Origin of the sequence: Pseudofrankia saprophytica (assembly GCF_000235425.2) — a bacterium.
Lineage (GTDB): Bacteria > Actinomycetota > Actinomycetes > Frankiales > Frankiaceae > Pseudofrankia > Pseudofrankia saprophytica.
This window is the reverse complement of sequence record NZ_KI912266.1, coordinates 4,704,391-4,727,538: the sequence shown is the minus strand read 5'-3', so window position 1 is coordinate 4,727,538 and position 23,148 is coordinate 4,704,391. Positions and strand designations below refer to the sequence as shown.

The window sequence follows — 23,148 nt, the reverse complement described above, 5'->3', positions numbered from 1 at the left end:
GTCCGGCCCGGGACGATCGCCAGCTGCGACCAGGCCCGGGCACTACATCGTCCGAGCGGCACGTTATCACCGGCCGCGGCACACCGCCGCTGAATTTCCGCCAGCCGTGCGCGCCGGCATCGGGCACTCGCTCAGACTCTCGAACGAGTGACCGCTCACTCTGTTACGTTGCGGCTGCCTCGGTCCGCTGGCGCCGGTGCCCGCCGGCCCGGCGTTCGACCACGTCAAGGAGCCGCCGCGATGACCACCAGCGCAGAGATCCTGTTCGACCCGTCGAGCCCGGAGTTACGCCGGGACCCGTACCCGGTCTACAGGAGGATGCGGGAGCAGGCGCCCGCGTGGCGATCGCCCGACAGGGTCTGGTACCTCTCGCGGTACGCCGACTGCTTCACGATGTTCCGCAGCGCGGCGCTGAGCTACGACGTGACGGCGTCCCCGAGCGTCCAGCAGACCCTCTCGCCCGACCCGGGCGAGCGCGCGGAGCAACTCGAGGCGATCCGGCGTACCAGGTCGCTGCTCGACACCGACCCGCCGGAGCACACCCGGCTGCGCGGGCTGATCAGCTATGCGTTCACCGCTCCGAGCGTCGAGCGCAGCCGCCAGGCGATCAACGACCTCGTCGAGCAGCTGATGGACGACTTCGACGGCCCGACCGTGGACGTCGTCGCCCAGTACGCCTCGCTGCTGCCGATCCTCGTCATCTGCGACATGCTCGGTGCCCCGCCGGAGGACCGGGAACAGTTCATCGACATAGGCAACGAGATCGCCCGCTCCGTCGACCCGGGCGTTCCCGCCGACCAGCGCCTCGCCGCCGTCCACCGGATGCGCGGGTACATCGCGGGCCTGCTGGAGCGGCGCCGCCGGGACCCGGGCGACGACCTGATCACCAGGCTCATCGAGGCGGGCGAGGACGGCCGGCTCGCCAGCGAGGACGAGCTGCTCACGAACACCGGCGTGCTGCTCATCGCCGGCTTCGAGGCGACCACCAACCTGATCACCAACGCGGTCTACCAGCTCCTGCGCCACCCGGACCAGCTCGCCCTGCTGCGCGCCGACCCGTCGCTCATCCGCACGACGATCGAGGAGGTGCTGCGGTTCGACCCGCCGGTGCACATGATGCGGGCGCGGCCCATCACCAGCGAGATGCGGCTCGGCGACGTGGTGCTGCGACCGGGGGAGGGCGTCGTGCCGCTGATCGCGGCGGCCAACCGCGACCCTTCGGAGTTCGAGGACGCCGAGACGTTCGACGTGCGGCGCAGGGTGAACCGCAACCTCAGCTTCGGTCTGGGGCACCACTTCTGCGTCGGCGCGGCGCTGGCACGGATGGAGGCCCAGACCGCCGTCCGGCGGCTCTTCGAGCGCTTCCCGAACATCGCGCTCACCGACGAGGAGCCGGAGTTCCGACCCAACCTCACGTTGCGCGGCTTCTCCAGGCTGACCGTCTCCCTTTAGCGATCGGGGCCCGCCGAGTGAGTGATCGGGGCTGCGGGGGCTCCGCGGTCTACGTGAACCAGGTGCCGGGGTCGCCCCAGATCGGGTAGAGCGACGGGCCGCCGTCGGGCAGGGTGATCTCCGGGCCGATTCGGCGCAGCCCGAGCCGTTCCCACAGGGCGAGGCTGCGCAGGTTGGACGCCTCCGCGTAGACCCCGGCCCCGGCCGCGTTCGTGACCGCGGCCAGGGTCCGGGTCACCGCCAGGGCATGGCCGCGCGCCTGGTGCCCGGGACGGACCCCGGCGAAGAACACGTGGTAATGCGGCGGCAGGTCGGCCGGATGGGCGGCGTCCAGCGCCTGCATGATGATCGCCGCCCGCTCGCCGCCCTCGCCGCATGCCTTGAACAGGGCGTCCGCGTAGTCGGCGGCCTCGGCCTCGGTGAGCGTGGGTTCGCCGGGTGGCGACCAGACCCCGATCGCCACATGGTCCGTCGTCGTCGCGACGGTGCCGCCGTGGTCGAGGATCATCCCGACGGTGACCCGGAAGAAGCCCTCGATCAGCGCGGCCCGGTTCGCCAGGTCCCGTGGGAAGTTCCACTCCGTCACCGGGTCGGTGTCGAAGGCGAGGCACAGCGTCTCGACGACCGCGGGCAGGTCCGGGTCCGAGGTGTGCACGATCTCCGGCGACGTCATGCCGTTCCTTCCGTGACGAGATCCTGGTCGGGCGAGCCGGGCTGGGAGGGTGGCCGCGCGAGCGTCCGCGCGGCGTCGGGCTGGTGGCGGGACCGCAGGCGCAGGTGGGCATCCACGAGGGCGCTCACCGCGGCGTCGACCGCGGCCGTGTCGGTCTGCCAGTTGCACACCGACAGCCGCAGCATGGTTCGTCCCTGCCAGCGGGTCGGGCTCGCCCAGCCGACCCCGCCCCGCTGGAACGCGTCGACGACCGCCTCGGTGTGGGCGTCATCCGCCGCCTCGGCGGCCGGGTCGGCGGCCGGGTCGGTCACGATGCCGGTCCCACCCGTCGCCGCGCCGGGGCGCGTGGTGAACCGCACGAGCACCTGGTTCAGCGAGACCTCGTTGGCCACGGTGACGCCGTCGACGGTGGCGAGCCGCCCGGCCATCCGCCGGGCGAGCAGGCAGGACCGCTCGATCAGCTCGGCCACCCCGTCCGCGCCGAGGTGGCGCAGCGTCGTCCACAGCACGAGCGCTCTGGCGCGCCGGGACATCTCCGGGGTGTAGTCCACCGGGTCCCGCGACCCGGCCGGCCCGGCCGGCAGATAGTCCGCCCGGGCGCGCATGGCGGCCTGGTGCGCTTCCGGGTGGGCGCACAGCACGACGCCGCAGTCGTACGGCACGTTGAGCCACTTGTGCGCGTCGGTCGCCCACGAGTCCGCCCGCGCGAGCCCGGCGAGGGCGGGCAGCTCGGCGCGCAGGCGCGAGCTCGCCGCGGCCCACATGCCGAAGGCCGCGTCGACGTGGACCCAGCCGCCGTGCGCATGGGTCATCGCGCAGATCTCCGCCAGCGCGTCGACCGCCCCGGTGTCCACGTTGCCCAGCTGGGCGCAGACGATCAGCGGCCCGGTCGTCGCGGCGAGCAGGTCGGCGAGATGGTCGAGACGCATCCGGCCCTGGTCGTCGGTGTCGACGAGGTGGATCTGCCCACCGAGGCCGAGCAGCCGCAGCGCCCGCGAGACGGTGACGTGGCAGCCCCGGCTCGTAAGCACCCGGGGAGTCGGCGCGCCGAACAGCCCCTGGTGCCCGACGTCCCACCCGGCGTCCGCGAGGACCTGGTGACGGGCGGCGGCCAGGCCGGTCAGGTTCGCCGTCGAGCATCCCGACGTGATCCCGACGGAGGTCGCGGCCGGCAGCCCGAACAGCCCGACCAGCCAGCCGGCGACCGTCTCCTCGACCACGGACGCGGTCGGGCTGGATGTGTGCAGCACCGGAGTCTGGTCCCACGCGGTGGTGAGCCACTCCGTCGCGACCGCCACCGGGTACGCGCCACCCGTCACGAAACCGAAGAACCGCCCGGACGTCGACGGTGAGATCCCGGGCTCCGCGGCCGCGATGAAGGAATGCAGGAGCTGGGCCGGATCCGCGCCGGCGGCCGGCAGCTCCCCACCAAACCACTCGCGCAACTGCGCGGTAGTGGCGCGGATAGCGACCGGGTCGTGCGCCGTGCGGGTCAGATAGTCGGTGGCGTAGGCGGCGACGATGCCAAGAAGGTGCCCTAGTTCATCGGTGCTTCGTGCACCGTCCATCCAGCCCCCCGTGCGAGTGACCAACGGCATGGGAGCGGCATCGAAGTCGGTCTACCAGCGCGAATTCAGGTAGCGGCCGGTGACGCGCCGACTCCCGATCGATACCACCGTGTGGTCCTGTTGGTCACGATAGCCGAACGTCAATGGGGGAGAGGTGGTCTCCGGTGCATTGCCATCGGGGGTTTCTCGTCCTCAGCACGGACTGTTCGACGGCTTCCGTTAGCACATTGGGAGGGGGCGGTCGAGACCCCTATTTGGTGGGGACTTTACCGCTGGTGCCGCCGGGATTGCCGTCGGCTTCTGCGCCGATGGTTTTCTCCGGCATTCTGGTCGTTTGGGTATCGTTTCGATCTTGGGTCGCAAGCCATCCTGTGAGCAAGATGACACCGGCATTGGCGGCCGCGGCGGCGCAACTTCGGGCCGCCCGCGGCCGTGTCTCGTGGCCGCGCCGGCCCTCATCTCGGCGCGGCCTTCGCCCGCCTGGCGGCGTCCCGCGCGTGACGCTCGAGGCGCCTCCCGGGCGCCGCCGCGGCGCCGTCACGCGGGTGATCGTCGACGTTTCCTGCCCGGGGCATAGTGGTTTATTCACGGCAAAACGGTCATCCAGTCGCGGTGAGCGCATATGGCTTCCGATTTGGATCGTTCGCCCACGTTTCCTGCGTTAACCTGCCCGCCACGCCATCGTGCGACCAGGCGTCGTCAGTTCGCTACGCCCGCCGTCGGCTGTGGTGCGGCGGGTGGGGGCGGCGGTTCCCTTCCGTGACGGCTGGGGAGTGGGGGATCGTGGTGCCGGGGGACGAGCAGGCGCTGTTCGGGCTGGATGAGACGGGCCTGGCAGTCTTCCGCGCCGCCGCCGGCCACCACCGGGCCACCATCGAGATGCTCGCGGACCGGGCCGGCCTCCCGGTGGAGAAGGTGACGGCCGAGGTCGACCGGCTCGCGGGGCGTGGGCTGCTGCGCAAGATCGACGAGGGCTGGGAGGCGCAGGACCCCTCCATAGCGCTGTATGTCGAGCACGCGACGCGGGAGCGTGCCCTGGAGGCGCGGGAGGCGGCGCTGGTCGCGCAGCGGACCGCGCTGTACCGCAGCCGGCTGCTGTCGGACTACGTCGGCGGCCGTCGCCGCCCCGACAACGCCGACGGGGTGGCCGCGATCCTCGACCCGCACCAGGTGTGGGTGCAGATCGCCGAGCTGGTCGAGAACGCGACCACCCAGATCGGCTTCCTGCTGTCCGGGCCGACCCCGCCGCGACCGGCCGCGGTGGACATGCTGCAGGGACTGGCGAGGGCGGCCGGCCGGGGGGTGCGGGTCGCCTCGGTGTGGACGCCCGACCAGGTGGCGGCGGCCAGGGCGCTGGGCGGTGGGCGGCTGCCGGCGGTCGGCTGGGTGCGCCAGAGCGCCCTCGTGCCGATGCGGGTGATGATCGTCGACGGGCGGGAGGCCGTCCTGCCCGTCGACCCGGACGACCTTGGTCAGGGTGCGCTGCTGGTGCGCGCGCCTGGCCCGCTGGCGGTGATCAGTGACCTGGTCGAGCGGGTGCACAAGGACGCGCAGCCGCTGAACGGTCCGCGGCCGCCGGCCGACGGCTCCGAGCAGGCACGCCGCGGGGCGGTGCTGGCGCTGCTGGCCCAGGGGCACACCGACCAGGCCGTCGCCGACCGCCTCGGGATCACCCCACGCACCGTCCGGCGCGACGTCGCCGACCTCTATGTCCAGCACGGCGTGACCAGCCGCTTCCAGCTGGGCGCCATCACCGCCCGCCTCGGGCTGCTGCCGCCACCCCGCCGGTAGTCACCCCGCCGGACGCCTGGGCCTCGCCAGCCGCACTGGGCGGCCGCCCGCACCGGGCGCCGGTGGCGAACGGTGAATGTGGCCCGCTGGTGGGCAGCGGGCGTTGGTGAACAAATGCGAAGCGTACGGATCGACCGTCGTGGTCGCATCGTTTTCACTCTCCGGAGGCGGGCGCTCCGCATCTCAGGAAAGACCCCGGTCGCCGCCCGGGCCGGGCTTCGGGCGGCGGAGTGGTTATGACCTGGCTCACGGCGTGGTCAACCAGATTGACCGCCTCGACGCTCGCACCTAGCTTTTTGTTCGCCGACGGCGCCGTATTTCGTGGCCGCCGGATCCTTCGAGTCGTTCAATTCCCCGTCACTCGGCCCGTTCCCGCGCTTTTGCCGGTATGGCGACGGCATGACGAGTCCCTGATCGGAGCCAGGTGGACGACGTCTACATCACCCGGACGGCGAGCTTCCTTCCCCACGATCCCGTGGCCAACGACGACATCGAGGCCTACCTTGGCATGGTCGGCGGACGGCCGTCGCGCATCCGGCGGATCATCCTGGGCCGCAACGGCATCACCAGCCGGCACTACGCACTGGGGCCTGGGCGGGAGCGGCTGACCAACGCGGCGCTCGTGGCCCGGGCGGTCCGGGCCCTTCTCCCGGGCGACGACCTGGCCAAGCTGCGGCTGCTCGCCTGCGGAACGACCTCGCCCGACCAGATCCTCCCGGGCCACGCGTCGATGGTGCACGGCGAGCTCGGTATCGGACCGGTCGAGACCTACTCGTTCTCCGGCGCGTGCAATGCCGGCATGCAGTCGTTGAAGACCGCGTTTCTCTCGGTCGGGTCCGGCAGCGCGACCAACGCGGTCGCGACCGGGTCCGAGCGCATCTCGGCGCAGCTGACGGCGGACAAGTTCGCGGCCGAGCTGGAGAGGATTCAGGAGGTTCGGAAGAACGGCTACCTCGCCTTCGAGAAGGACTTCCTGCGCTGGATGCTCAGCGACGGTGCGGGCGCCGTCCTGATGGAGCCGGCACCGGATCCCGCGAGGACCTCTCTGAAGGTCGAGTGGGTCGAGATGGTCTCCTTCGCCGGCGAGCTGGAGCCCTGCATGTACGCCGGCGGGGTGAAGTCAGGATCGACACTGATCGGCTACCACGACCTCGACCCGGCGGGGTGGATGGCCGAAAGCGTATTCGCGATCCGGCAGGACGTGAAGCTGCTCGAACGCCACATTGTCCCGAAGGCCGTGGAATTCGTCACCGGTCTCGTCGACCGGGGGGCCTTCGACCCGGCCGCCGTCACCTGGTTTCTGCCGCACCTGTCGTCGGCCTTCTTCGCGGAAAAGATCCGGGAAGGCCTCTCGGCGGCCGGCATCGGCATTGCCGCGGACGCCTGGTTCACCAACCTCGACCGGGTCGGCAACGTCGGTTCGGCGTCGGTCTACCTGATGCTCGACGAGCTGGTCAGGTCCGGCCGGCTCACCTCCGGCGACAAGATCCTCGTCTGCTCCCCGGAAAGCGCCCGCTTCTCCTACGCTGCCGCCCTCCTGACCGCCGTCCAACCATCCGGCTATCCCTAGCCGACCGCTGCCAGTTCCGGTTCCGCCGGCGCCTCGCTGCCCGCCGACGCCGACGCCATGGCCGGTTCGTCGGCGGTGACGGCCACGTCTACGAAGCGTTCCTCGGCCACCCAGTCGGTGAACCGGGCCAGGCCGAACGCGTCGACGGTCGGTCCGATCTGGCTCGCCATCGCCCGCAGTGCCGCCACCTTGCGGTCGAGTTCGGGCCCGTCGAGCGCGACGCGCACGGACAGCGCCTCCGCGGGCACTCCGGCCGGGCGGCCGTCGGTCATGAACACCCGAAACTCGTCGTGCAGGTCCGCGAAGCGTTCGAGTGCCTCCGTCGTCCACGCCGCCTCCAGCAGTCGGAAACCACGACCGCTCTCCTCCCAGGCGTGGCGTACCCAGCGATGCACGGCGACATGGTCGGGGTGGAAGGTCGTCCCGTCCGGTCCAAAGGTCACGACGGTGTCGGGACGCACCTCGTCGATCACCTGGGCGACCAGCCGCGCCCCGACCGGGCCCCAGCCCGCCAGCCCGCCGTCGGGCATCCCGACGATCCGGTGCTCCCGGACTCCGAGCACGGCCATCGCGGCGTCCGCCTCGAGCCGGCGCACCGCGCCGAGGCGCTCCGGTGGCCAGGTCGCGGGGTCGTCGGTGCCGTGCTCGCCAGCGGTCAGGGCGACGCACACCACCCGTTGGCCGTTCGCCGCGGCGGCGGCCATCAGCCCGCCCGCCAGATAGGTCTCGTCATCGGGATGCGCCCACACCGACAGGACGGTCCCAAGGTCAGCAATACGCAGTCGATCCATGCCGCCCACTGTCGCTCGCGCCTCTTCCCCGAGCCTTCCCGGCTCGGGTCGCGTACCGGACAGCGAATGATCGGACCGCCGGCCCAGGTCAGGCGGCCTCGGGGCGGGCCTGGAGGCCCGGGACGGCCTAGCGGTGGGGGGCGTAGCGGCTGGCCAGGACGGCGATGGCTGTGGTCAGGCGTTGGGCGGTGGCCGGGTAGAGCAGGCGGACGTCGAGGAGCAGGTCGCAGTTCATCGCCGGGCTTCGCCAGATGCACAGGCTGCGGTTGCGCGGGATCCACCGGGCGGGGCGGTCGACGTGGGGTGTGCGCAGCGCCCACTCCGGCGTCGGCCAGACCGCGACCACCTCGCGCTGGCCCAGGCGGATGACCCGGGCGCCGCGTGCCTGCGACCACGGGATGTCGTAGTGGCGCCCGCCCGCCCGCGCCTGGATGCCGCCCGGCGTGACGGAGAGGCAGGGTGGACGGAACGCCAGGTGAAGCCGCCACACCGCGCGCCGCAGGCTTGTGACGGCGAAGAACAGGGCACCCGCGCCGAGGATCGTGCCGACCAGCCTGGCCCCGGCCCCGACGGCGGGGTCCTTGCTGCCCAGGGTGCCGAGGCAGACCAGAACCGTGATCAGCGCGAGCACGACGGCCAGGAGTGCCGAGACTCCGGCGACCACGTTGGGCCACCGTCTGCCGGTGAAGACGCAGGATTCGTCCGAGCCGTTCTCGGACAGGGCGACCCTCGTCGGCGCGACTGGCGGGTAACCCGGCGCCGGTACCGGCGGGCGCTGGGCGCCCGGCCCCACGAGGACAGCCGGTCCGGCTGACGGCGCCAGCCTGGCCGGTGCCTGCGGTGCCTGCGGTAGCTGGGGTGCACGTGGTAGCTGGGGTGCCGGCAGTGCCCGCGGGGCTGGTGGCGCTGGCAGTGCCGGCACCGGGCGGACCGCGACCTGCCGCTCCGCCGCGCCCGGCGGTGGCGATTCACGCCGGGTCGGCTTGAGCGGTGCCGGGCCGGGCGGAACCGGAGGTCGTGGTCCCGGTCCCGGGGCCGCGTCGGGCTGGGAGGCGGGTGCGGGCGGGAGCGCGGGCCTTGCCGCGCCGGCGGGCGCGGGGGAGCGGGGCGCGGCCGGCAGCCAGGCCGCGATCTCGGCCTCCCGCTCCCGGATCAGCCGGGCCACCCCGGGCGGCCAGGCCGGCGACGGGCCGAGATCGGCGGCGAACAGCTTCAGCAGCGTGGCCGGGGCCGGGCGGACCGCCGGATCCTTGGCCAGGCAGGGCCGCAGGCGTTCCCGCAGCGCCGCGGGCACGTCGCGCAGGTCCGGCAGGTCGTGCACGATCCGGAACAGCAATGCCGCCGGGTCGCCGGACCCGTACGGATCGCGGCCGGTGGACGCGAAGATCAGGACGAGCGCGAACGCGAACACGTCGCAGGCGGGGCCGACCTCGTCGCCCATCGCCTGCTCGGGCGACATGTAGGCGGCGGTGCCGAACACCTCGCCGGTGCGGGTGAGCGTCGTCTGGTCGGCGGCCCGGGCGATCCCGAAGTCGATGAGCCGCGGGCCGTCGGCGGCGAGCAGGACATTGCTGGGCTTCAGGTCCCGGTGGGCGAGGCCGTCCCGGTGGACGGCCATGAGTGCCTCAAGCATGCGGGCGCCCAGCATGAAGCAGGTCTCCAGCTCCAGCGGGCCGAGCACCTCGACGGCGTCGCGCAGCGAAGGCCCGGGCACGTACTGGGTGGCGAGCCAGGGCTGTCGGCCGTCCGGGTCGGCGTCCGCCACGGGCGCGGTGAACGCGCCGGCGATCCTGCGCGCCGCCGCGACCTCCCGGCGGAACCGCTCCCGGAACACGGGGTCACCGGCGACGGCCGGGCTGATCACCTTGACCGCCGCGAGCCGGCCGGCGGGTGAGCTCGCGAGGTAGACCCGGCCCATGCCGCCCTCGCCGATCAGGGCGCGGACTCGGTATGGACCGATCGTCGTGGGATCTCGGGGCCCCGGGGCACGCAGGCGCCCAACGGAAGATGTCATGGGCCACCATTCCGACCAGCACCGAGTCCAACCAAACACGGGTCCGACCAGGACCGGGCAAGCCGCCCGAGAGCGGACGACTCGTCCCGCGCCGCAGGCTACCCTACCCGCGCCGAACGCTCCGCCGTGCCGCGGGTGCGCGGGCCCGGTCGCGCATAGGCTCGATTCTGGCGCCGCGTGCCGGTCACCGGCCGGGTGAGGCATGGAGGCGCCGGAACGCCCACGGAGACCTGCGCATGCCTGTCCTCCTGAACCACACGATCGTGCATTCCCGAGACAACCGGGAGTCCGCCGAGTTCCTCGCCGGCATCCTCGGCCTCGAGGTAGGCCCGGAATGGGGCCCGTTCATCCCGGTCGCCACCAGCAACGGCGTCACGCTGGACTTCGCGACGGCTCCGGCGGAGAACATCACCACCCAGCACTACGCCTTCCAGGTGTCGGAGCCGGAGTTCGACGCGGCCTTCGCGCGAATCCAGCGAGCCGGGGTCGTCTACTACGCCGACCCGCACGGACGGCTGCGGAATCAGATCAACCACAACGACGGCGGCCGCGGCCTGTACTTCCTGGATCCCTCCGGCCACGGCATGGAGATTCTGACGCGCCCGTATGGCGGCGGCCCCGCGCTCGACCCCTGAACCCCTACCCAGGTCGCGATTGTCAGGCTATCCTGACATGCATGGCCAAGGGTAGGAGCGGTCCGTGGCACGAGGGCCGCCGGGCGTGGGAGCGGCTGGACACCTGGCGCGACCGCGTGTTCGGCCGCCCCGGGAGCACCGACCACGGGGAGGCGGCGCTCGGCGCGCTGACCGACATCGGCACCCTGCGGCGGCTGCTGGACCAGACCGAGCTGGAGGCGGTCCGCGCCGCCCGCTTCCACCGCAAGTCGTGGGCGGAGATCGCCACCCGGCTCGGCGTCACCCGGCAGTCGGCCTGGGAGCGCTGGCGTGACCTCGACGAGAACCTCCCGCCCCTCACCTCCGAGCCGGCCCCAGAACCGGCCGTGGACCCCGCCGGGCTCCCGGGGCCCATCGACGCCGCGGTCGCGGATCAGATCGGGCTGGCGCGCGACCTTGCCCGGCAGATCATGACGGACATGGACGCGACCGAGGCCCCGCCCGCGGCGGGAGCCGAGCCGGCCTCGACCGCCGGCGCCGGCGAGGACGAGGCGGGCGGCTCCAGTCGCAGGTCACGGCGTCGGTCGGGCAAGACGATCGTGGTGCCCAACGTGGTCGGCCGGACGTGGGAGGACGCCCGTTCGGTGCTGGCGGGCTGGAGCTTCCCCTCCGTCGCCGTGGGCCTGTCGACGGAGCCTGGCATCGGGCTGGTCGAGGTCGAGCCGGACTCCGGCGCGCTCGTCACCGGCCAGGCCCCGGAGGCTGGCGCCAGGGTCGCGTCCGGCACGCCGATACGCCTGTGGATCGGTGGCCGCGGCGACGGCTCGGCCGGTGTCCGCGAGCCCCGCCGCCCGTTCCCGTCCTCGCCGCCAGCCCTCGAGATGGTCCCCGAGCCCGCCATCGAGCCCATCATCCAGGCCGTCGGCTAGCTGCGCCCGGGCGCCGCGGGCGTGGCCCGGCTGACTACGCCCTCGGGCTTGCTTGGCGGCAAAAATGTTGAAGGTATCGACATTCGGCCGAGCTTCCGGCATGATGGTGGCACTGCCGGCCGTGCTGGCGCGGATCCCCCCGTACCGCGCCAGCACGGCCGTCTTCTTTGTCGCCGCGCAATGCCCCGCGGGTCGCGGGGGCTGCCCGGGAGACGATCACCGGGGCCCCGCGACTTTGTGTGTCCTACCGGGCTGCGGGGCCAGGAAGTGCCGTTTCCACCCGGTTGCGCCCGCCATCCTTGGCCTGGTACAGAGCGTTGTCGGCGAGGTCGACGAACGCTTTCACGTCGTCGTCGGACGCTGGCGTGGTCGCCGCGACCCCGATGCTGACGGTGATGATCCCGCCCGGTGGCGTCGGGTGCGGCTCGGCCAGTTCATGGATGGCGGCGCGGAGTCGCTCCGCGATGCGCTCGGCGGTGTCGAGGTCCGCGCCTGGCATCACCACGGCGAACTCCTCGCCGCCGTAGCGGGCGGCCAGGTCGGTGTCGCGAGTGCTGCGGGCGAGGCAGGCGGCGATGCGTTGGAGGCAGCGGTCGCCGGCGGGATGCCCGCAATGGTCGTTGTAGGCCTTGAAGTAATCGATGTCGACCATGGCGAGCGCGACGGGCGTTGCCTGGTGCCTGGCTCGGCACCACTCGGCGTCCAGGATCTCGTCGAGACGTCGACGGTTGGCCAGCCCCGTGAGCGGGTCGGTGACGGAGAGCTGTTCCAGGCGCCGGTTGGCGGCGGCGAGTTGCCGGGTGCGCTCGGCGACCTTGCGCTCCAACGATGCGTAGATCATGACGTTGTCGAGAGAGACGGCCAGTTGCCCGGCAATGAGCATGATCCCTTCGAGTCGCTCCGTGGTGAACGCTCCGCGGATCATCCGATTCTCCAGCAGCAGCATGGCGCGCAGCTCGCCGCGGATCATGATGGGTATGGCCAGGAGCGAACAGCGGTCCAGGCCGGCGAAGTAGGGGTCGCGGGTGAACCGGTCGTCGCGCGTCGCGTCGGTGCTGACGAGCGGTTCGTGGGTGCGTTCGGCGTACCGGATGGCCGAGGGCGGCAGCATGCGCCGGTAGCCGGCCCCGTCGAGCGAGACGGCTTCGTTGTCTCCGACGGGCACTGACCAGTGACCCTCCCGCTCGTCGTCGCGCAGGAGCAGGTGGACGCCGGTGGCGCCAGTCATCGCCGACAGGATTCCCACGACCTTGGCCCGAAGGCCGTTGGCGGTGGTTTCGGAACTGAGGGCCCGAGAGGCGGCGACGATGCCGAGCAGGTCGAGGGTCCCGGCGGTGACGACGGATCGGGTGGCCGTGGGTTCGACCGGTGGTTGCGTGGCCGGCCACGCGCCGCCGGGTTCGGCTCGTAACTCCGGGTAGGCCCAGTCGAGTTGGCTGATCTTGGCAGTGGCACCCCAGTCCGCGTAGTGGCGGCGAGCCTCGGCGAGCAGCGCGTGGCCGACGTGCCGTACGCCGTGGGCCAGGTAGAACCGGGCGGCACGTTCCGCGATGAGTGCGCGATGCCAGGGGCGTGCGCGCGTGAAGGCTTCGCGCTGCGCCAGGTCGAAGGTGTAGATCGCCTCGCGGAGGTCGCCGGCTGCCCAGGCCCGCTCCGCTTCGATCAGGCGCAGCAGGTGCAGGAAGTTGACCGGGGCGTCGGCCGCGCGCGTGGCCAGCCAGGCGATCGACTCGTCCATCTCGGCCAGCTCGGCGCCGCGCTGGTCCGCCTGGGCGGCGTGGGCCCGCGCGGCCAGCGCGAGAGCCCGCAGCACGCGCGCCACCGCCACCTGATACTGCGCCTCGAAGGCTGGCAGCAACGGAGCGACCGCGGTCGTGTGCCGGGCCAGCTCCTCCGGACGATCGAGGATGGCCGCGGCGATCGCCCGGCTGACGTGGAGGTGCAGGACGATGAAGGAGTTGTCCGCGAGCATGCTCAGCTGGGCCGTCTCGTCAGCCGCTGATCCCACGGCCTCGCCGCGCAGCACCCGGGTCAGCCAGCGGCATGGTCCGAACATCTGTTCGGCGTATCCGTTTCCGGTGCGCGCGGCGATGGCCAGGGCCTCGTCGAGCTCGGCGGCGAAGATCTCGAGCGATGGTGCGCAGTCCAGCAGGTCGTACAGCAGCGCGTAGTGCGTCCAGCATGCGTTCTGCAGGTCACCACCCTGGACGAGGCCCTCCGACGCCCGCCGTGTCACGGACACGTTGTCCTCGAGTGATCCGAACCAGTGGCCGGTACTCACGGTGTACAGAAACTGCGCGTGCCACACCTCCGGCTCGTAGCCGCGGTCCAGGCCGACCGTGATGATCCGTCGCATCACGCGGTGCGCGACGCGGTAGTCGTGCCTGCGGGGGATGATCAAATTGGCGATATGGCCGGCTGGGCCGAGCATGCTGGGATCCGGGCCGTACCGTGCCCACATCGTCAGCGTCGTCACGGTCAGCCAGGCCATCATCGGCTGGTCCCAGAAGAACGCCACGGGCATGATCCGGTTGACCAGCCTGAGGAGACCGAGCAGCGAACGGTCGGTGATGGGCGGTCGGCAGAGGTCATCGGATTCGGTGGTCTGGTCGATCCACTGGTAGAGCGCGTCGAGCCCGCGGTCGACCTCCTCCTCCAGGTGGTCCCGGTCCGGGACCGTGAGGCCGAGCTGCCGCAGCTGGTCCAGGCCGAGGCGCATCGCCTCGCTGAACTGGCCCTGGTTGGTGAGGCTGCTGACCTGCGCCACCGTGGCGGCGGTGCGCTGCGCCGGGTGGGTACACAGCCGGCTGATGGCCTGGTACTCCTCGTTCGTCTCCTCCAGCCGGCCGAGGCTGTACAGGGCGGCGTGCCGGTCGGTGCGGACCGCGATCAGCTGGTCGGTGTCGGCCGGGTCGATGAACCTGACCGCCGCGGTCAGGAACCGCTCCACCAGCGGGTAGTTGCTCAGCAACCGCGCCTGGTCGGCGGCCCGCCGGAACAGCCGGACCACCAGCCGCCGTTCCCGGGGTGCGTGCACGGCGTCGGCCACGTGCAGGTACTGCTCGGCGGCGACGGCGAAGAACTCGGGCCGGTTGGCCAGACACCGGGCCGTGCGCAGCCGTATGGTCTGCCGCTCCCGCGGGGTGAGGTCGCCCAGGACGGCCTCCTGCGTCCGGTCGTGGCGAAACCGCATGCTCTGGGGGTCCTCGGTCTCCAGCACCAGCAGGCCGTCGGCGAACGCGGGGGCGAGCCGCCCGGAGACCTCGCCCGCCGTCAGCCCGGTCGCGGCCTCGAGGAGGTCCAACTCCACCCGGCCGGCCAGGCAGGCCATCGCCGCCAGCATGTCCCTGGTCGCCGGCGGCGACGCGGCCAGGCAGGCGGCCAGCAGCCCGGTCACGTCCGCGCGCGCCAGCCTGCGGCGCAGTCTGGTCCGGTCCCATCGCCAGCCGCCCTCGCCGCCGGCAAGCACGCCGTCGTGGCGCAACGCGTTGAGCAGCTCCACCGTCTCGTACGGATTGCCGCCCGTGGCTGGCACGATCATCTCAGCCAGCTTCGTGGCGGCCGCGGGCTCCAGGTGCAGCAGGTCGGCCACCAGGGCCGCCTGGCCCTCAGGGGGAAGGTTGTCCAGCCGCAGCTGACGCGGACCGGCCGGCTGGCGGCGCCAGCGGGCGATCATGGGCGCCAGCGGATGAGCGGCGTCCACGTCGCCCTCCCGGTAGGCGGCTACCAGCAACACCCCCTCGACCTGTTCCTCGCCGCCGAGCACCAGGTCGAACAGGCCCAGCGGGGTCCGGCCGGCCCACTGCAGGTCGTCGACGAAGAACACCACCGGCCGTTTGCGAGAAGCGACGGCGCGGAGGATCTCGAGAGACGTGCGTACCGCTCGCGCCTGCGCGGTCATCGGGTCCCCCAGCTTCGGGAGGACCCCGAGCAGCGCCGCCAGCTCCGGCACGACGGCGACGGCCAGTCCGGCGTTCGGTCCCAACGCCCGCAGCATCCGGTCCCGTACGACCGCCACCTGGTCCTCCGGCTCGGCGAGCAACAGCCGGCCCAGCGCCCGGAACGCCTGCCGGACCCCGTCGTAGTCCTGGTCGCGGCGATACTGGTCGAACTTGCCCGACACGAACCAGCCGTCACTGCCGGCCACGATCGGCCGCAGCTCGTTCGCCAGTGACGTCTTGCCCACCCCCGGCGCGCCGCAGACGAGGAGCCCGGTGCAGCGGCCCGCCATCGCCTCGGCGAACACCGCTGCCAGCTTCCCGATCTCCTCCGCGCGCCCGGACAGTCGGGACGGCATCAGCGGCCGCGCCGGAAAATCGCATTCGCCAGGACGCGCGGGCGCGGCGCCGCGGCGCACCAGGGCGAGATCGTGCGTCAGGCCGTCGGCGCCCTGGTACCGATCATCCGGTTCCTTCTCCAGCAGATGCATGATGATCGCCGACACCGGGGCCGGCACCGCGGGGTTTACCGTCGTCGGCGGCGCCGGCCTCCGCGCCAGGTGGTCATGAACGATGCGCAGCGGGTCGCCGGTGCCGAACGGCGGCGTGCCGGTGGCCAGCTCGTACAGGGTCGCGCCGACCGTGTACAGGTCTGCCCGCTGGTCGACCGGGCGGGCGGTCCGGCCAGTCTGCTCCGGCGCCAGATAGGGCACCGTCCCGACGATCTCGTTGGGATGGACGAACCCGCCCTGGACCGCCCCAAATGTGGTAGCCAATGCAAAATCGATCAGGCATGGCATACGCAGGTCGTCACCCACCACGATGTTCGCCGGATGGATGTTCCGGTGGACGACGCCCCGGCGGTGCATCTCTGCCACGGCGCGCGCGAGCGATTCGGCCAGATCGACCAGCGTGGCCATGTCCAGGGGAGTCACCCGCTCGGACAGAGCCGTGCCGCGGACGTCGGCCAGCAGGATCGATCCCGGGTACGGCGGCGTTCCGTGCGCCAGCTGCGCGACCCCCTCGACTCCCGACAGCCGCTCCAGGATGGCCACCTCGTGCCGCAGCCGTTGCCGGGCGTCCGGCCCCAGCGGCTCCTTGCGGATCACACTCCCGGTCGGGAACACCAGCCGCGTCACCCGGGTCCGCTCCGACGCATGAAGCAGCTCGACCCGCTCCACCTCCGGCGGATCCCGACCTGACGTCGCTCGCTGGGCACCCATCTGACGACCTCTTCATCGTGTCGCGTGTGGTTCACATGCGGAGTCTGCCCCGATCGTGCCCAGAGCAACGAAGCGGTCGCGCACAGCTCGCGGGCCCTCTGGGCAGCCCTGTGCCCGGGCGTGGCGGCCGCTGGCCGGGATCGTTCGCGCTCCGCCGGCGACCACGCGGTCGGGAGGTGACTTTCCTCGCGCTCGGACACGGAACTCGTGGCGCATCGGGTGGTCATGTCAGCTGTCCGACACGGCGGTGAGCCGGGGTCTGGAGGCCGTCTGCCGGAGCGGGTTCGCCGGGAGGGCAGGTGCCCTGGTCGCGTGGCTGGGCCACCTGGGCTGGGCGGGACGGGTCGGATGGCCCGGCCGGGAAGGGCGGATGCGCCGGGACGGATATGTCAGATGCCGGTCAAGCTGGGCGTATGACCTGGCGTTAAGGTAGGGCGTAGGGGGGCAAAGGTGCCGCCGCGAAACGCCAGCAGGCTCGCCGACGGCGTCGGCGGTCATGATCGCTCGCTGATCACGAATTCATCATCGCCGCGCCAGGGAGGCTTCCGATCGACCGCAACGAGCTCATTGACATCACGCGGCGAGCGCTGAAGATCGCAAATGACAAGACGACGGACATGACGCCCGGCGAGCGCATCATTCCGGCCGCGATCTATACCAGCGAGGAGCTGTTCGAGCGCGAGCGCGAGTTCGTGCGCAGCTCTCCTCAGCTGGTCGGCTACCGCTCCGAGCTGCCCGGTCCGGGGACGTACACCACCAAGACGGTCATGGACGTCCCGGTGCTGCTCACCCGCGACGACGACGGCACCGTCCGCGCGTTCCAGAACATCTGCGCGCACCGGCAGGCCCAGGTCGCCGAGGGCGACGGCGAGGCCGAGCGGTTCACCTGCCCGTACCACGCCTGGAGCTACAACAACAAGGGCGCGCTGGTCACCTGCCCCGGCCGGGACGGCTTTCCGCAGACGATGGCCAACAAGCCCGGCCTCACCGAGCTGCCGGCCGCCGACCACGCCGGCTTCCTGTGGGTCGGACTCGACCCGGATGGCGGCCCGCTGGACATCGAGGGCCACCTCGGCGAGCTCGGCCCCGAGCTGGCGTCCTGGGGAATCGGCGACTGGAACTCGGTCGGCGAGAAGGTCCTCGACGCGCCGGTGAACTGGAAGCTCGCGCTGGACACGTTCGGCGAGAACTACCATTTCCCGACGGTGCACAAGAACACGTTCGCGCTGCTGGTCCGCGGCAACTGCGCGCTGTTCGACACCTATGGTCCGCATCACCGGCTGATCTTCCCGATGCAGAACATCACCGAGCTCGCGGACAAGCCGGAGAGCGAATGGGAGCCACTGCACTACTTCGTGGTTATCTATGCGATCTTCCCGAACATCGTCATGTCGGTGACGTTCATCAACGGTGAGATCTTCCGCGTCTACCCGGGTAGCGGGGCCGGCAACTCGGTGACCGTTCACCAGAATGCCACCACCCTGGACACCTCCGACGAGGCGGGCCGGGCGGGCGCGGACGACATCTTCGCCTACGCCCACGCCAGCGTCCGCGACGAGGACTACCCGCTGGCCGCGAAGGTCCAGGCCAGCATGGCCTCCGGCGGGCGTTCCCAGCTCGTCTTCGGCCGCAACGAGCCTGGTCTGCACCACCGCCACGCCAGCATGGAGACGGCGCTGGGCATCAGCCTCGACGCCTGAGCACCGGTCGCATCCGGCTTCACGCGACGCGCCCCCCGCCAGCCTCGGCTGGCGGGGGGCGCGTCGTCGTGTGGGCCACCGGCGCTAGTCGATCTGCGAGGTGGGAGCGCCCGCCGGGCCGGGTCGTTCGGCCTGGCGGCGGGTGGCCGCGAGCAGGCGGCGCAGGCCGACGACGTGGCCGCGCGAGCCGATGACGAGGAGCCGGTAGGTCCGGCCAGGCACGCCGGGGAAGGCGGCCCTGCTCTCGGCGCGCAGCCGGATACGGCCCGCGCCGGCGTCGTCGAGCCGGAAGGCGAGGGTGTAGTCGGCGAAGCGGTGCCGCCCGGCGAGGGTCAGGTAGGAGCCGGGCACCGCCGCGGCGACCCGGAAGCCGACGATCGTCGAGCCGACGGCGAGTGGTCGCGGCCCGGACGGCGCCCAGTTGGCGCAGCCGACCGCGCGGGCGTAGCGCTGCGCGCCCGCGCCGCGGAAGGACCGGTCCAGCCGGTCGGTGAGGGCCAGCCAGACGTCCTCGGGGGTGGCGTCGACGACCGTCGTGTGCTCGTCGATGAACGGCAGCTGCGTTTCCACCTCGGCCACGTGCCCACCTCTCGTCCGGCGAGGAACCCGCCGACCTAGGAACCCTGCCGACGAGGAGCTCCGCCGACGAGGCGCGACGAGGAGCTCTGCCGACCAGAAACCGCGCCGACCAGGAGACCGCGCCGCCTAGGAACCCGGCCGACCAAAAACCTTGCCAGCTAGGAAGTCTGCCGGCTGGACACCCCGCCGGCCAGCGAATCCGGTCGGGGCGCGAAGACGGCGCCGGGGTTGAGGATGCCGAGCGGGTCGAGGGCCTGCTTGATGCGCAGGGACAGGTCGAGGACGTCCTGGCCGACCTGGGGGAGCAGCCAGGGTCGCTTGAGCCGGCCGACGCCGTGCTCGCCGGTGATGGTGCCGTCGAGGCCGATCGCCAGGTCCATCACCTCGCCGAACGCGAGCCGGGCCCGCTCGGCCGCGGCGGCGTCGCCGGGGTCGACGACGATCAGCGGGTGGGTGTTGCCGTCGCCGGCGTGCGCGATCACCGCGATCGTGACGTCGCGGGCGGCGGCGATCGCCTCGATGCCCGTGACCAGCTCCGGCAGCCGGGGCAGCGGGACACCCACGTCCTCCAGCAGTACCAGGCCGAGCCGCTCGACCGCCGTGATCGCGGCGCGGCGGGCGACGACGAACGCCTCGCCCTCGTCCAGGTCGTCGGTGGCGAGCACCTCACTGGCACCGGCCGCCTCGCACGCGGCGGCCATGGCGCGCAGCTCCTGCTCACCCGCCCGGTAGGGGGCGTCGGTGCGGGCGAGCAGCAGCGCCGCGGCGGCGCGGTCCAGGCCCATCATCAGCATGTCCTCGACGGCGTTGATGGACGTCCGGTCCATGAGCTCGAGCATCGCTGGGCGCATCGCCGAGGTGATCGACAGGATCGCGGCCGTGGCCGCCGCCATGGTCGGGAAACTCGCGACCAGCGTGCTGGTCGGCGGCTGGGCGGGCAGCAGCCGCAGGGTCGCCTCGGTCACGATCCCGAGGGTGCCCTCGCTGCCGACGAACAGCTTGGTCAGCGACAGGCCGGCGACGTCCTTGAGCCGTGGCCCACCGAGCCGGACGGCCGTGCCGTCGGCGAGCACCACCTGCAGGCCGAGCACGTAGTCCGTCGTCACCCCGTACTTCACGCAGCACAGCCCGCCGGCGTTGGTCGCCACGTTGCCGCCGATCGAGCAGATCTCGAACGACGACGGGTCCGGCGGGTACCACAGCCCGTGCTCGGCGGCCGCGCCCTTCACCTCGGCGTTCAGTGCCCCCGGCTGGGCGACCGCGATCCTCGTCGCCGGGTCGACGCGGACGGCCCGCATCCGCTCCGTCGAGAGCACGATGCCGCCGTCCACGGCCGACGAGCCGCCGGACAGGCCGGTGCCGGCGCCGCGGGGCACGACCGGCACCCGGTGGCGCGCCGCCCAGCGGACCGCCACCTGCACCTGCTCGGTCGATTCCGCCCGCACCGCGGCGAGCGGCGTCCCGGCGTCCGGGTCGGCCGCCCGGTCCCGCCGGTACTTGTCCAGCAGGTCGGGCTCCGTGGCCACCACACCGGCCGGCAGCGCGTCCACGAGCTCGGCGAGCTGAGCAACCGTCACGCCCACGCCCACGCCCACGCCCGCCCCTCCCCGCCCCGGCTGTGTCCATCAGACGTTAGGTCGCCGGAGGCGCCCTGTCAGACGGTGCGACCGACCTGAACGCGACTGGGACTCTCCGCGGCAGTCAGCCTCGTCCCGCGGAGGTCGCCTCCGATGTGCGCGAGCAGGCCAACATCCATCCGATCAGACGACGAGGCAGGCGATATCGGGGCCGAGGACGCCGATTCCACCCCAATCTCGACTGCCTCACCACCGCTGGCCACGATCCGACACCCGGATCGGGGCGTCGGGCTCAGATGCCGGTGGGGAGTCGGCGCGGCGGACCCGGGTCCAGGGGCGCCGGGCCGCGACGGCCAGGCCGATGGCGAGCGTCACCAGGGCGATCAGGGCGACGAGCAGGGTGGTGGCGCCGGCGGCGCGGACCCAGTCCGCGAGGGTGCCCTGCAGGCGGGTCGCGGCGTGGACGACGGGGTCGGTGGCGTCCGCGCCGCCGAACACCCGCAGCTCGTAGACGCCGTAGTAGACGACGTAGCAACCGGCGGCGACGAGCAGCGCGCCGCCGGCCCGGCCGGCGTAGGCCTGGGCGCGGCGCAGCCGGCGGGTGACGCCGTCGCGGGCGAGCGCGGCGGCGACCGTGACGACACCGACGACCAGGCCCATCCCGGCGGCGTACACGACGAACACGGCCACCCCCGCGGCGAGACTCGCCGACGAGAAGGTCGACGTCGTCACCGCGAGGAACGGCCCGACGGTGCAGGACAACGACGCGAGCGCGTACGACACCCCGTACAGCGCGGTCGACCAGACGGTCCCGTCGACCCGCGCCGACCGTGGCTTCGGCAGCCGTACCCAGGCCTCGTGCCCGGCGGCCATCGCGATGCCGGGCACGATCAGCCCGACACCGACGACGAGGGTCACCCATGGCAGCCATCGCCCGACCGACAACGCCAGCGGCGTGACGACCAGCCCGAACAGGCCGAACACCAGGACGAACCCGCCGGTCATCGCCGCCGTCATCCCGGCGGCCCGCCGCAGCGCCCCCAGACGGGCGGGCGGAGCCTGGTCGACGACGACCAGCGAGACGTAGCCGGGCAGCAGCGCGAAGCCGCACGGGTTCACCGCGGCCACCATCCCGGCCGTCAACGCCAGCGCGTACGGCGTCCCGGCCATCAGCCCGCGCCCGTCGACCCGCGCTCGCCGCGCGAGCCCGAGCGCGAGGCGGGCGGTCGTCGGCCGGCGCCTGTCAGCTCGTCACCAGCTGCTCGGTGTACATGTTCAGCTCGGCTTCGGACAGCAGGCCCTGCAGGGTCTTGACCTTGCCATCGGCCGTGATGAACGACAGCGCGGGCTGCTCGTCGACGCCGAAGGAGGCCCACAGCCTGCCGTCGGCGTCGACGGCGTGCGGGAACGTGCCGAGGCCGGTGTCGGCGACGAACGTCCGCATCTCACCGACGGTCCCGAGCCCGGCGACGCCGACGAACTGGACCTTGTCGCCGAACTTCTTCTCCACCCGCGCGATCTCCGGCGCCTCGCCATGGCAGATCGGGCACCACGGCGCCCAGAACCACAGCACCGCCGGCCGCCCTGCGAGGGAGGCCCCGGAGATCCGGCCACCGTCGACCGTCGCGGCGTCGAACCGCAGCTGCGCGGGCACCGGGCCCTCGCCAGCCCGGCCGGTGCCGGCGGACGCGGACGCGCCGCCCCCACCACACCCCGCCACGACGACCGCCAGCGCGGCCAGCACCAGCCCGACGGCCGCGAGCCTCGCCCACGCGAGCCTGCGCGTGAGCCTGGCCGGCCGGGCCGCAGGCGGGCGCACCCTGATGTCCACCTGCCCATCGTCGCTCGCCCCGCCGGCCCCGGACTGTCGTCCAGCCGACGCCCCACCCACACTGACCCTGCAGTTGCCCTGAAGGGATCAGGTGATGCGCATGTCCTCGGTGGTGTTGAAGCGGCGCGTGCCGAAGACCACGAGCAGGACGCTGAGTGCCAGGGTGACGACGATGCCGAGCCAGGCGCGGCCGGAGCCGAGCATCAGGGCGCGGACGGCGTCGACGGTGTGCCGCAGCGGGTTGGCCTCGGCGGTGTCGTCCAGCCAGCCCGGCGCGAGCGTGAGCGGCAGCAGCACCCCGGACAGCAGCAGTACCGGCAGCGACACGCCCTGGACCACGGGGGCGAGGGCGTCCTCGCTGCGCAGGATGAGCGCGAGGCCGTAGCCGAGGCAGGACAGGCCGACGCCGAGCGCCAGCAGAACCAGGGCGGCGACGATCAGTCCGGTGTGGACGTGCAGCCCGAGCGGGACGGCGAGGCCGACGAGGATCCCGCCCTGGATGATGACCAGCGTCGCGTCCCGGCCGGCGCGGCCGAGCAGCAGCGCGAGCCGGCTGATCGGTGTCACCGAGAGCCGCTCCAGCACGCCCTGGCGCATCTCGGACAGCAGCGCGAACCCGTTGAACGCGCAGTTGAAGAGGACGAGCTGCACCAGCAGGCCGGGGATGAACACGTCCCAGCTGCTGGTCCCCGCCGGCCAGCCGCGGGTGACCCCGCTGTTGTCGAGCATCGGGCCGAACAGGTAGAGGTAGAACAGGGGCTGGGCAAGACCGATGATGATCCAGCTCGGCTCTCGCAGTACCGCGCGGCATGCGCGGGCATAGGTGAGCCGGACGTCGGAGAAGAAGCGCATGAGGCGGCTTCCCTTTCAGGGGCGAGGGCGGCGGTCAGGCCAAAGG

Annotated in this window: 16 protein-coding genes; 6 read left to right on the top strand and 10 right to left on the bottom strand. The window is 72.4% G+C overall.

The window, feature by feature from the left end; all coding sequences use genetic code 11:
- Positions 1 to 240 precede the first annotated feature (240 nt).
- Positions 241 to 1,452 carry a cytochrome P450 gene (locus FRCN3DRAFT_RS0219830; RefSeq protein ID WP_007513841.1) on the top strand — a complete coding sequence of 404 codons (1,212 nt, stop codon included), beginning with the start codon at positions 241 to 243 and terminating at the stop codon, positions 1,450 to 1,452.
- Positions 1,453 to 1,501: 49 nt separating this feature from the next.
- Here the strand turns inward: FRCN3DRAFT_RS0219830 and FRCN3DRAFT_RS0219825 are convergent, their stop codons facing one another.
- Positions 1,502 to 2,125, bottom strand: a complete 624-nt coding sequence (locus FRCN3DRAFT_RS0219825; RefSeq protein ID WP_007513840.1) for a GNAT family N-acetyltransferase — start codon at positions 2,123 to 2,125, stop codon at positions 1,502 to 1,504.
- Entirely contained in the window at positions 2,122 to 3,693 is a 1,572-nt protein-coding gene (locus FRCN3DRAFT_RS0219820; protein ID WP_007513838.1) for a pyridoxal phosphate-dependent decarboxylase family protein, read from the bottom strand. Before FRCN3DRAFT_RS0219820 ends, FRCN3DRAFT_RS0219825 begins: the two co-directional genes overlap by 4 nt.
- A 759-nt stretch (positions 3,694 to 4,452) precedes the next feature.
- Between FRCN3DRAFT_RS0219820 and FRCN3DRAFT_RS45345 the strand changes: the two genes are divergently transcribed.
- Positions 4,453 to 5,484 carry a helix-turn-helix transcriptional regulator gene (locus tag FRCN3DRAFT_RS45345; RefSeq protein WP_232794086.1) on the top strand — a complete coding sequence of 344 codons (1,032 nt, stop codon included), beginning with the start codon at positions 4,453 to 4,455 and terminating at the stop codon, positions 5,482 to 5,484.
- A 424-nt stretch (positions 5,485 to 5,908) separates the two neighbouring features.
- Positions 5,909 to 7,054, top strand: coding sequence for a StlD/DarB family beta-ketosynthase (locus FRCN3DRAFT_RS0219810; RefSeq protein WP_007513834.1), 1,146 nt, complete (start codon positions 5,909 to 5,911; stop codon positions 7,052 to 7,054).
- On the opposite strand, the gene FRCN3DRAFT_RS0219805 is transcribed toward FRCN3DRAFT_RS0219810, so the two are convergent.
- Together FRCN3DRAFT_RS0219805 and FRCN3DRAFT_RS0219800 are read right to left on the bottom strand one after the other, a co-directional pair.
- Positions 7,051 to 7,845, bottom strand: coding sequence for a PIG-L deacetylase family protein (locus FRCN3DRAFT_RS0219805; RefSeq protein ID WP_106410241.1), 795 nt, complete (start codon positions 7,843 to 7,845; stop codon positions 7,051 to 7,053). The two genes, FRCN3DRAFT_RS0219810 and FRCN3DRAFT_RS0219805, sit on opposite strands and share 4 nt — an antisense overlap.
- A gap of 127 nt (positions 7,846 to 7,972) precedes the next feature.
- Positions 7,973 to 9,859, bottom strand: coding sequence for a serine/threonine-protein kinase (locus FRCN3DRAFT_RS0219800; RefSeq protein WP_035924960.1), 1,887 nt, complete (start codon positions 9,857 to 9,859; stop codon positions 7,973 to 7,975).
- A 236-nt stretch (positions 9,860 to 10,095) separates the two neighbouring features.
- On the opposite strand from FRCN3DRAFT_RS0219800, the gene FRCN3DRAFT_RS0219795 reads away from it, so the two are divergent.
- Positions 10,096 to 10,494, top strand: coding sequence for a VOC family protein (locus FRCN3DRAFT_RS0219795; protein ID WP_007513828.1), 399 nt, complete (start codon positions 10,096 to 10,098; stop codon positions 10,492 to 10,494).
- Between the two features lie 41 nt (positions 10,495 to 10,535).
- Complete coding sequence (locus tag FRCN3DRAFT_RS45340; protein WP_007513827.1) at positions 10,536 to 11,402, top strand: PASTA domain-containing protein; 867 nt, start codon at positions 10,536 to 10,538, stop codon at positions 11,400 to 11,402.
- A 244-nt stretch (positions 11,403 to 11,646) separates the two neighbouring features.
- Here FRCN3DRAFT_RS45340 and FRCN3DRAFT_RS0219785 read toward each other — a convergent pair whose 3' ends face one another.
- A complete protein-coding gene (locus FRCN3DRAFT_RS0219785) occupies positions 11,647 to 16,563 on the bottom strand; it encodes a diguanylate cyclase (protein ID WP_007513825.1) in 4,917 nt (1,638 codons plus the stop codon).
- Between the two features lie 617 nt (positions 16,564 to 17,180).
- On the opposite strand from FRCN3DRAFT_RS0219785, the gene FRCN3DRAFT_RS0219775 reads away from it, so the two are divergent.
- The gene (locus FRCN3DRAFT_RS0219775) at positions 17,181 to 18,263 is read left to right on the top strand and encodes an aromatic ring-hydroxylating oxygenase subunit alpha (protein ID WP_007513823.1); all 1,083 of its coding nucleotides are present in this window, start codon (positions 17,181 to 17,183) and stop codon (positions 18,261 to 18,263) included.
- An 84-nt stretch (positions 18,264 to 18,347) separates the two neighbouring features.
- Here FRCN3DRAFT_RS0219775 and FRCN3DRAFT_RS0219770 read toward each other — a convergent pair whose 3' ends face one another.
- The 5 genes from FRCN3DRAFT_RS0219770 to FRCN3DRAFT_RS0219750 form a co-directional block, all read right to left on the bottom strand.
- Positions 18,348 to 18,842 carry an SRPBCC family protein gene (locus tag FRCN3DRAFT_RS0219770; RefSeq protein WP_007513821.1) on the bottom strand — a complete coding sequence of 165 codons (495 nt, stop codon included), beginning with the start codon at positions 18,840 to 18,842 and terminating at the stop codon, positions 18,348 to 18,350.
- Positions 18,843 to 19,000: 158 nt separating this feature from the next.
- Positions 19,001 to 20,437: an FAD-binding oxidoreductase gene (locus tag FRCN3DRAFT_RS45335; protein WP_007513819.1), complete on the bottom strand. Its 1,437-nt coding sequence runs from the start codon at positions 20,435 to 20,437 to the stop codon at positions 19,001 to 19,003.
- 228 nt (positions 20,438 to 20,665) lie between these two features.
- Entirely contained in the window at positions 20,666 to 21,589 is a 924-nt protein-coding gene (locus FRCN3DRAFT_RS0219760; RefSeq protein WP_007513818.1) for a cytochrome c biogenesis CcdA family protein, read from the bottom strand.
- A 73-nt stretch (positions 21,590 to 21,662) separates the two neighbouring features.
- A complete protein-coding gene (locus FRCN3DRAFT_RS0219755) occupies positions 21,663 to 22,250 on the bottom strand; it encodes a redoxin domain-containing protein (RefSeq protein ID WP_198536006.1) in 588 nt (195 codons plus the stop codon).
- 87 nt (positions 22,251 to 22,337) lie between these two features.
- Entirely contained in the window at positions 22,338 to 23,102 is a 765-nt protein-coding gene (locus FRCN3DRAFT_RS0219750) for an ABC transporter permease (RefSeq protein ID WP_007513814.1), read from the bottom strand.
- Positions 23,103 to 23,148: the final 46 nt, after the last annotated feature.

What these genes read in the sequence shown, in the direction of transcription:
- FRCN3DRAFT_RS0219785 (WP_007513825.1), bottom strand. Translation starts at nt 16,563, where the DNA reads ATGGGTGCCCAGCGAGCGACGTCAGGTCGGGATCCGCCGGAGGTGGAG.
- FRCN3DRAFT_RS0219775 (WP_007513823.1), top strand. Translation starts at nt 17,181, where the DNA reads ATGACGCCCGGCGAGCGCATCATTCCGGCCGCGATCTATACCAGCGAG.
- FRCN3DRAFT_RS0219830 (WP_007513841.1), top strand. Translation starts at nt 241, where the DNA reads ATGACCACCAGCGCAGAGATCCTGTTCGACCCGTCGAGCCCGGAGTTA.
- FRCN3DRAFT_RS0219760 (WP_007513818.1), bottom strand. Translation starts at nt 21,589, where the DNA reads ATGGCCGGGACGCCGTACGCGCTGGCGTTGACGGCCGGGATGGTGGCC.
- FRCN3DRAFT_RS0219800 (WP_035924960.1), bottom strand. Translation starts at nt 9,859, where the DNA reads ATGACATCTTCCGTTGGGCGCCTGCGTGCCCCGGGGCCCCGAGATCCC.
- FRCN3DRAFT_RS0219750 (WP_007513814.1), bottom strand. Translation starts at nt 23,102, where the DNA reads ATGCGCTTCTTCTCCGACGTCCGGCTCACCTATGCCCGCGCATGCCGC.
- FRCN3DRAFT_RS0219825 (WP_007513840.1), bottom strand. Translation starts at nt 2,125, where the DNA reads ATGACGTCGCCGGAGATCGTGCACACCTCGGACCCGGACCTGCCCGCG.
- FRCN3DRAFT_RS0219805 (WP_106410241.1), bottom strand. Translation starts at nt 7,845, where the DNA reads ATGGATCGACTGCGTATTGCTGACCTTGGGACCGTCCTGTCGGTGTGG.
- FRCN3DRAFT_RS45340 (WP_007513827.1), top strand. Translation starts at nt 10,536, where the DNA reads ATGGCCAAGGGTAGGAGCGGTCCGTGGCACGAGGGCCGCCGGGCGTGG.
- FRCN3DRAFT_RS0219795 (WP_007513828.1), top strand. Translation starts at nt 10,096, where the DNA reads ATGCCTGTCCTCCTGAACCACACGATCGTGCATTCCCGAGACAACCGG.
- FRCN3DRAFT_RS0219820 (WP_007513838.1), bottom strand. Translation starts at nt 3,693, where the DNA reads ATGGACGGTGCACGAAGCACCGATGAACTAGGGCACCTTCTTGGCATC.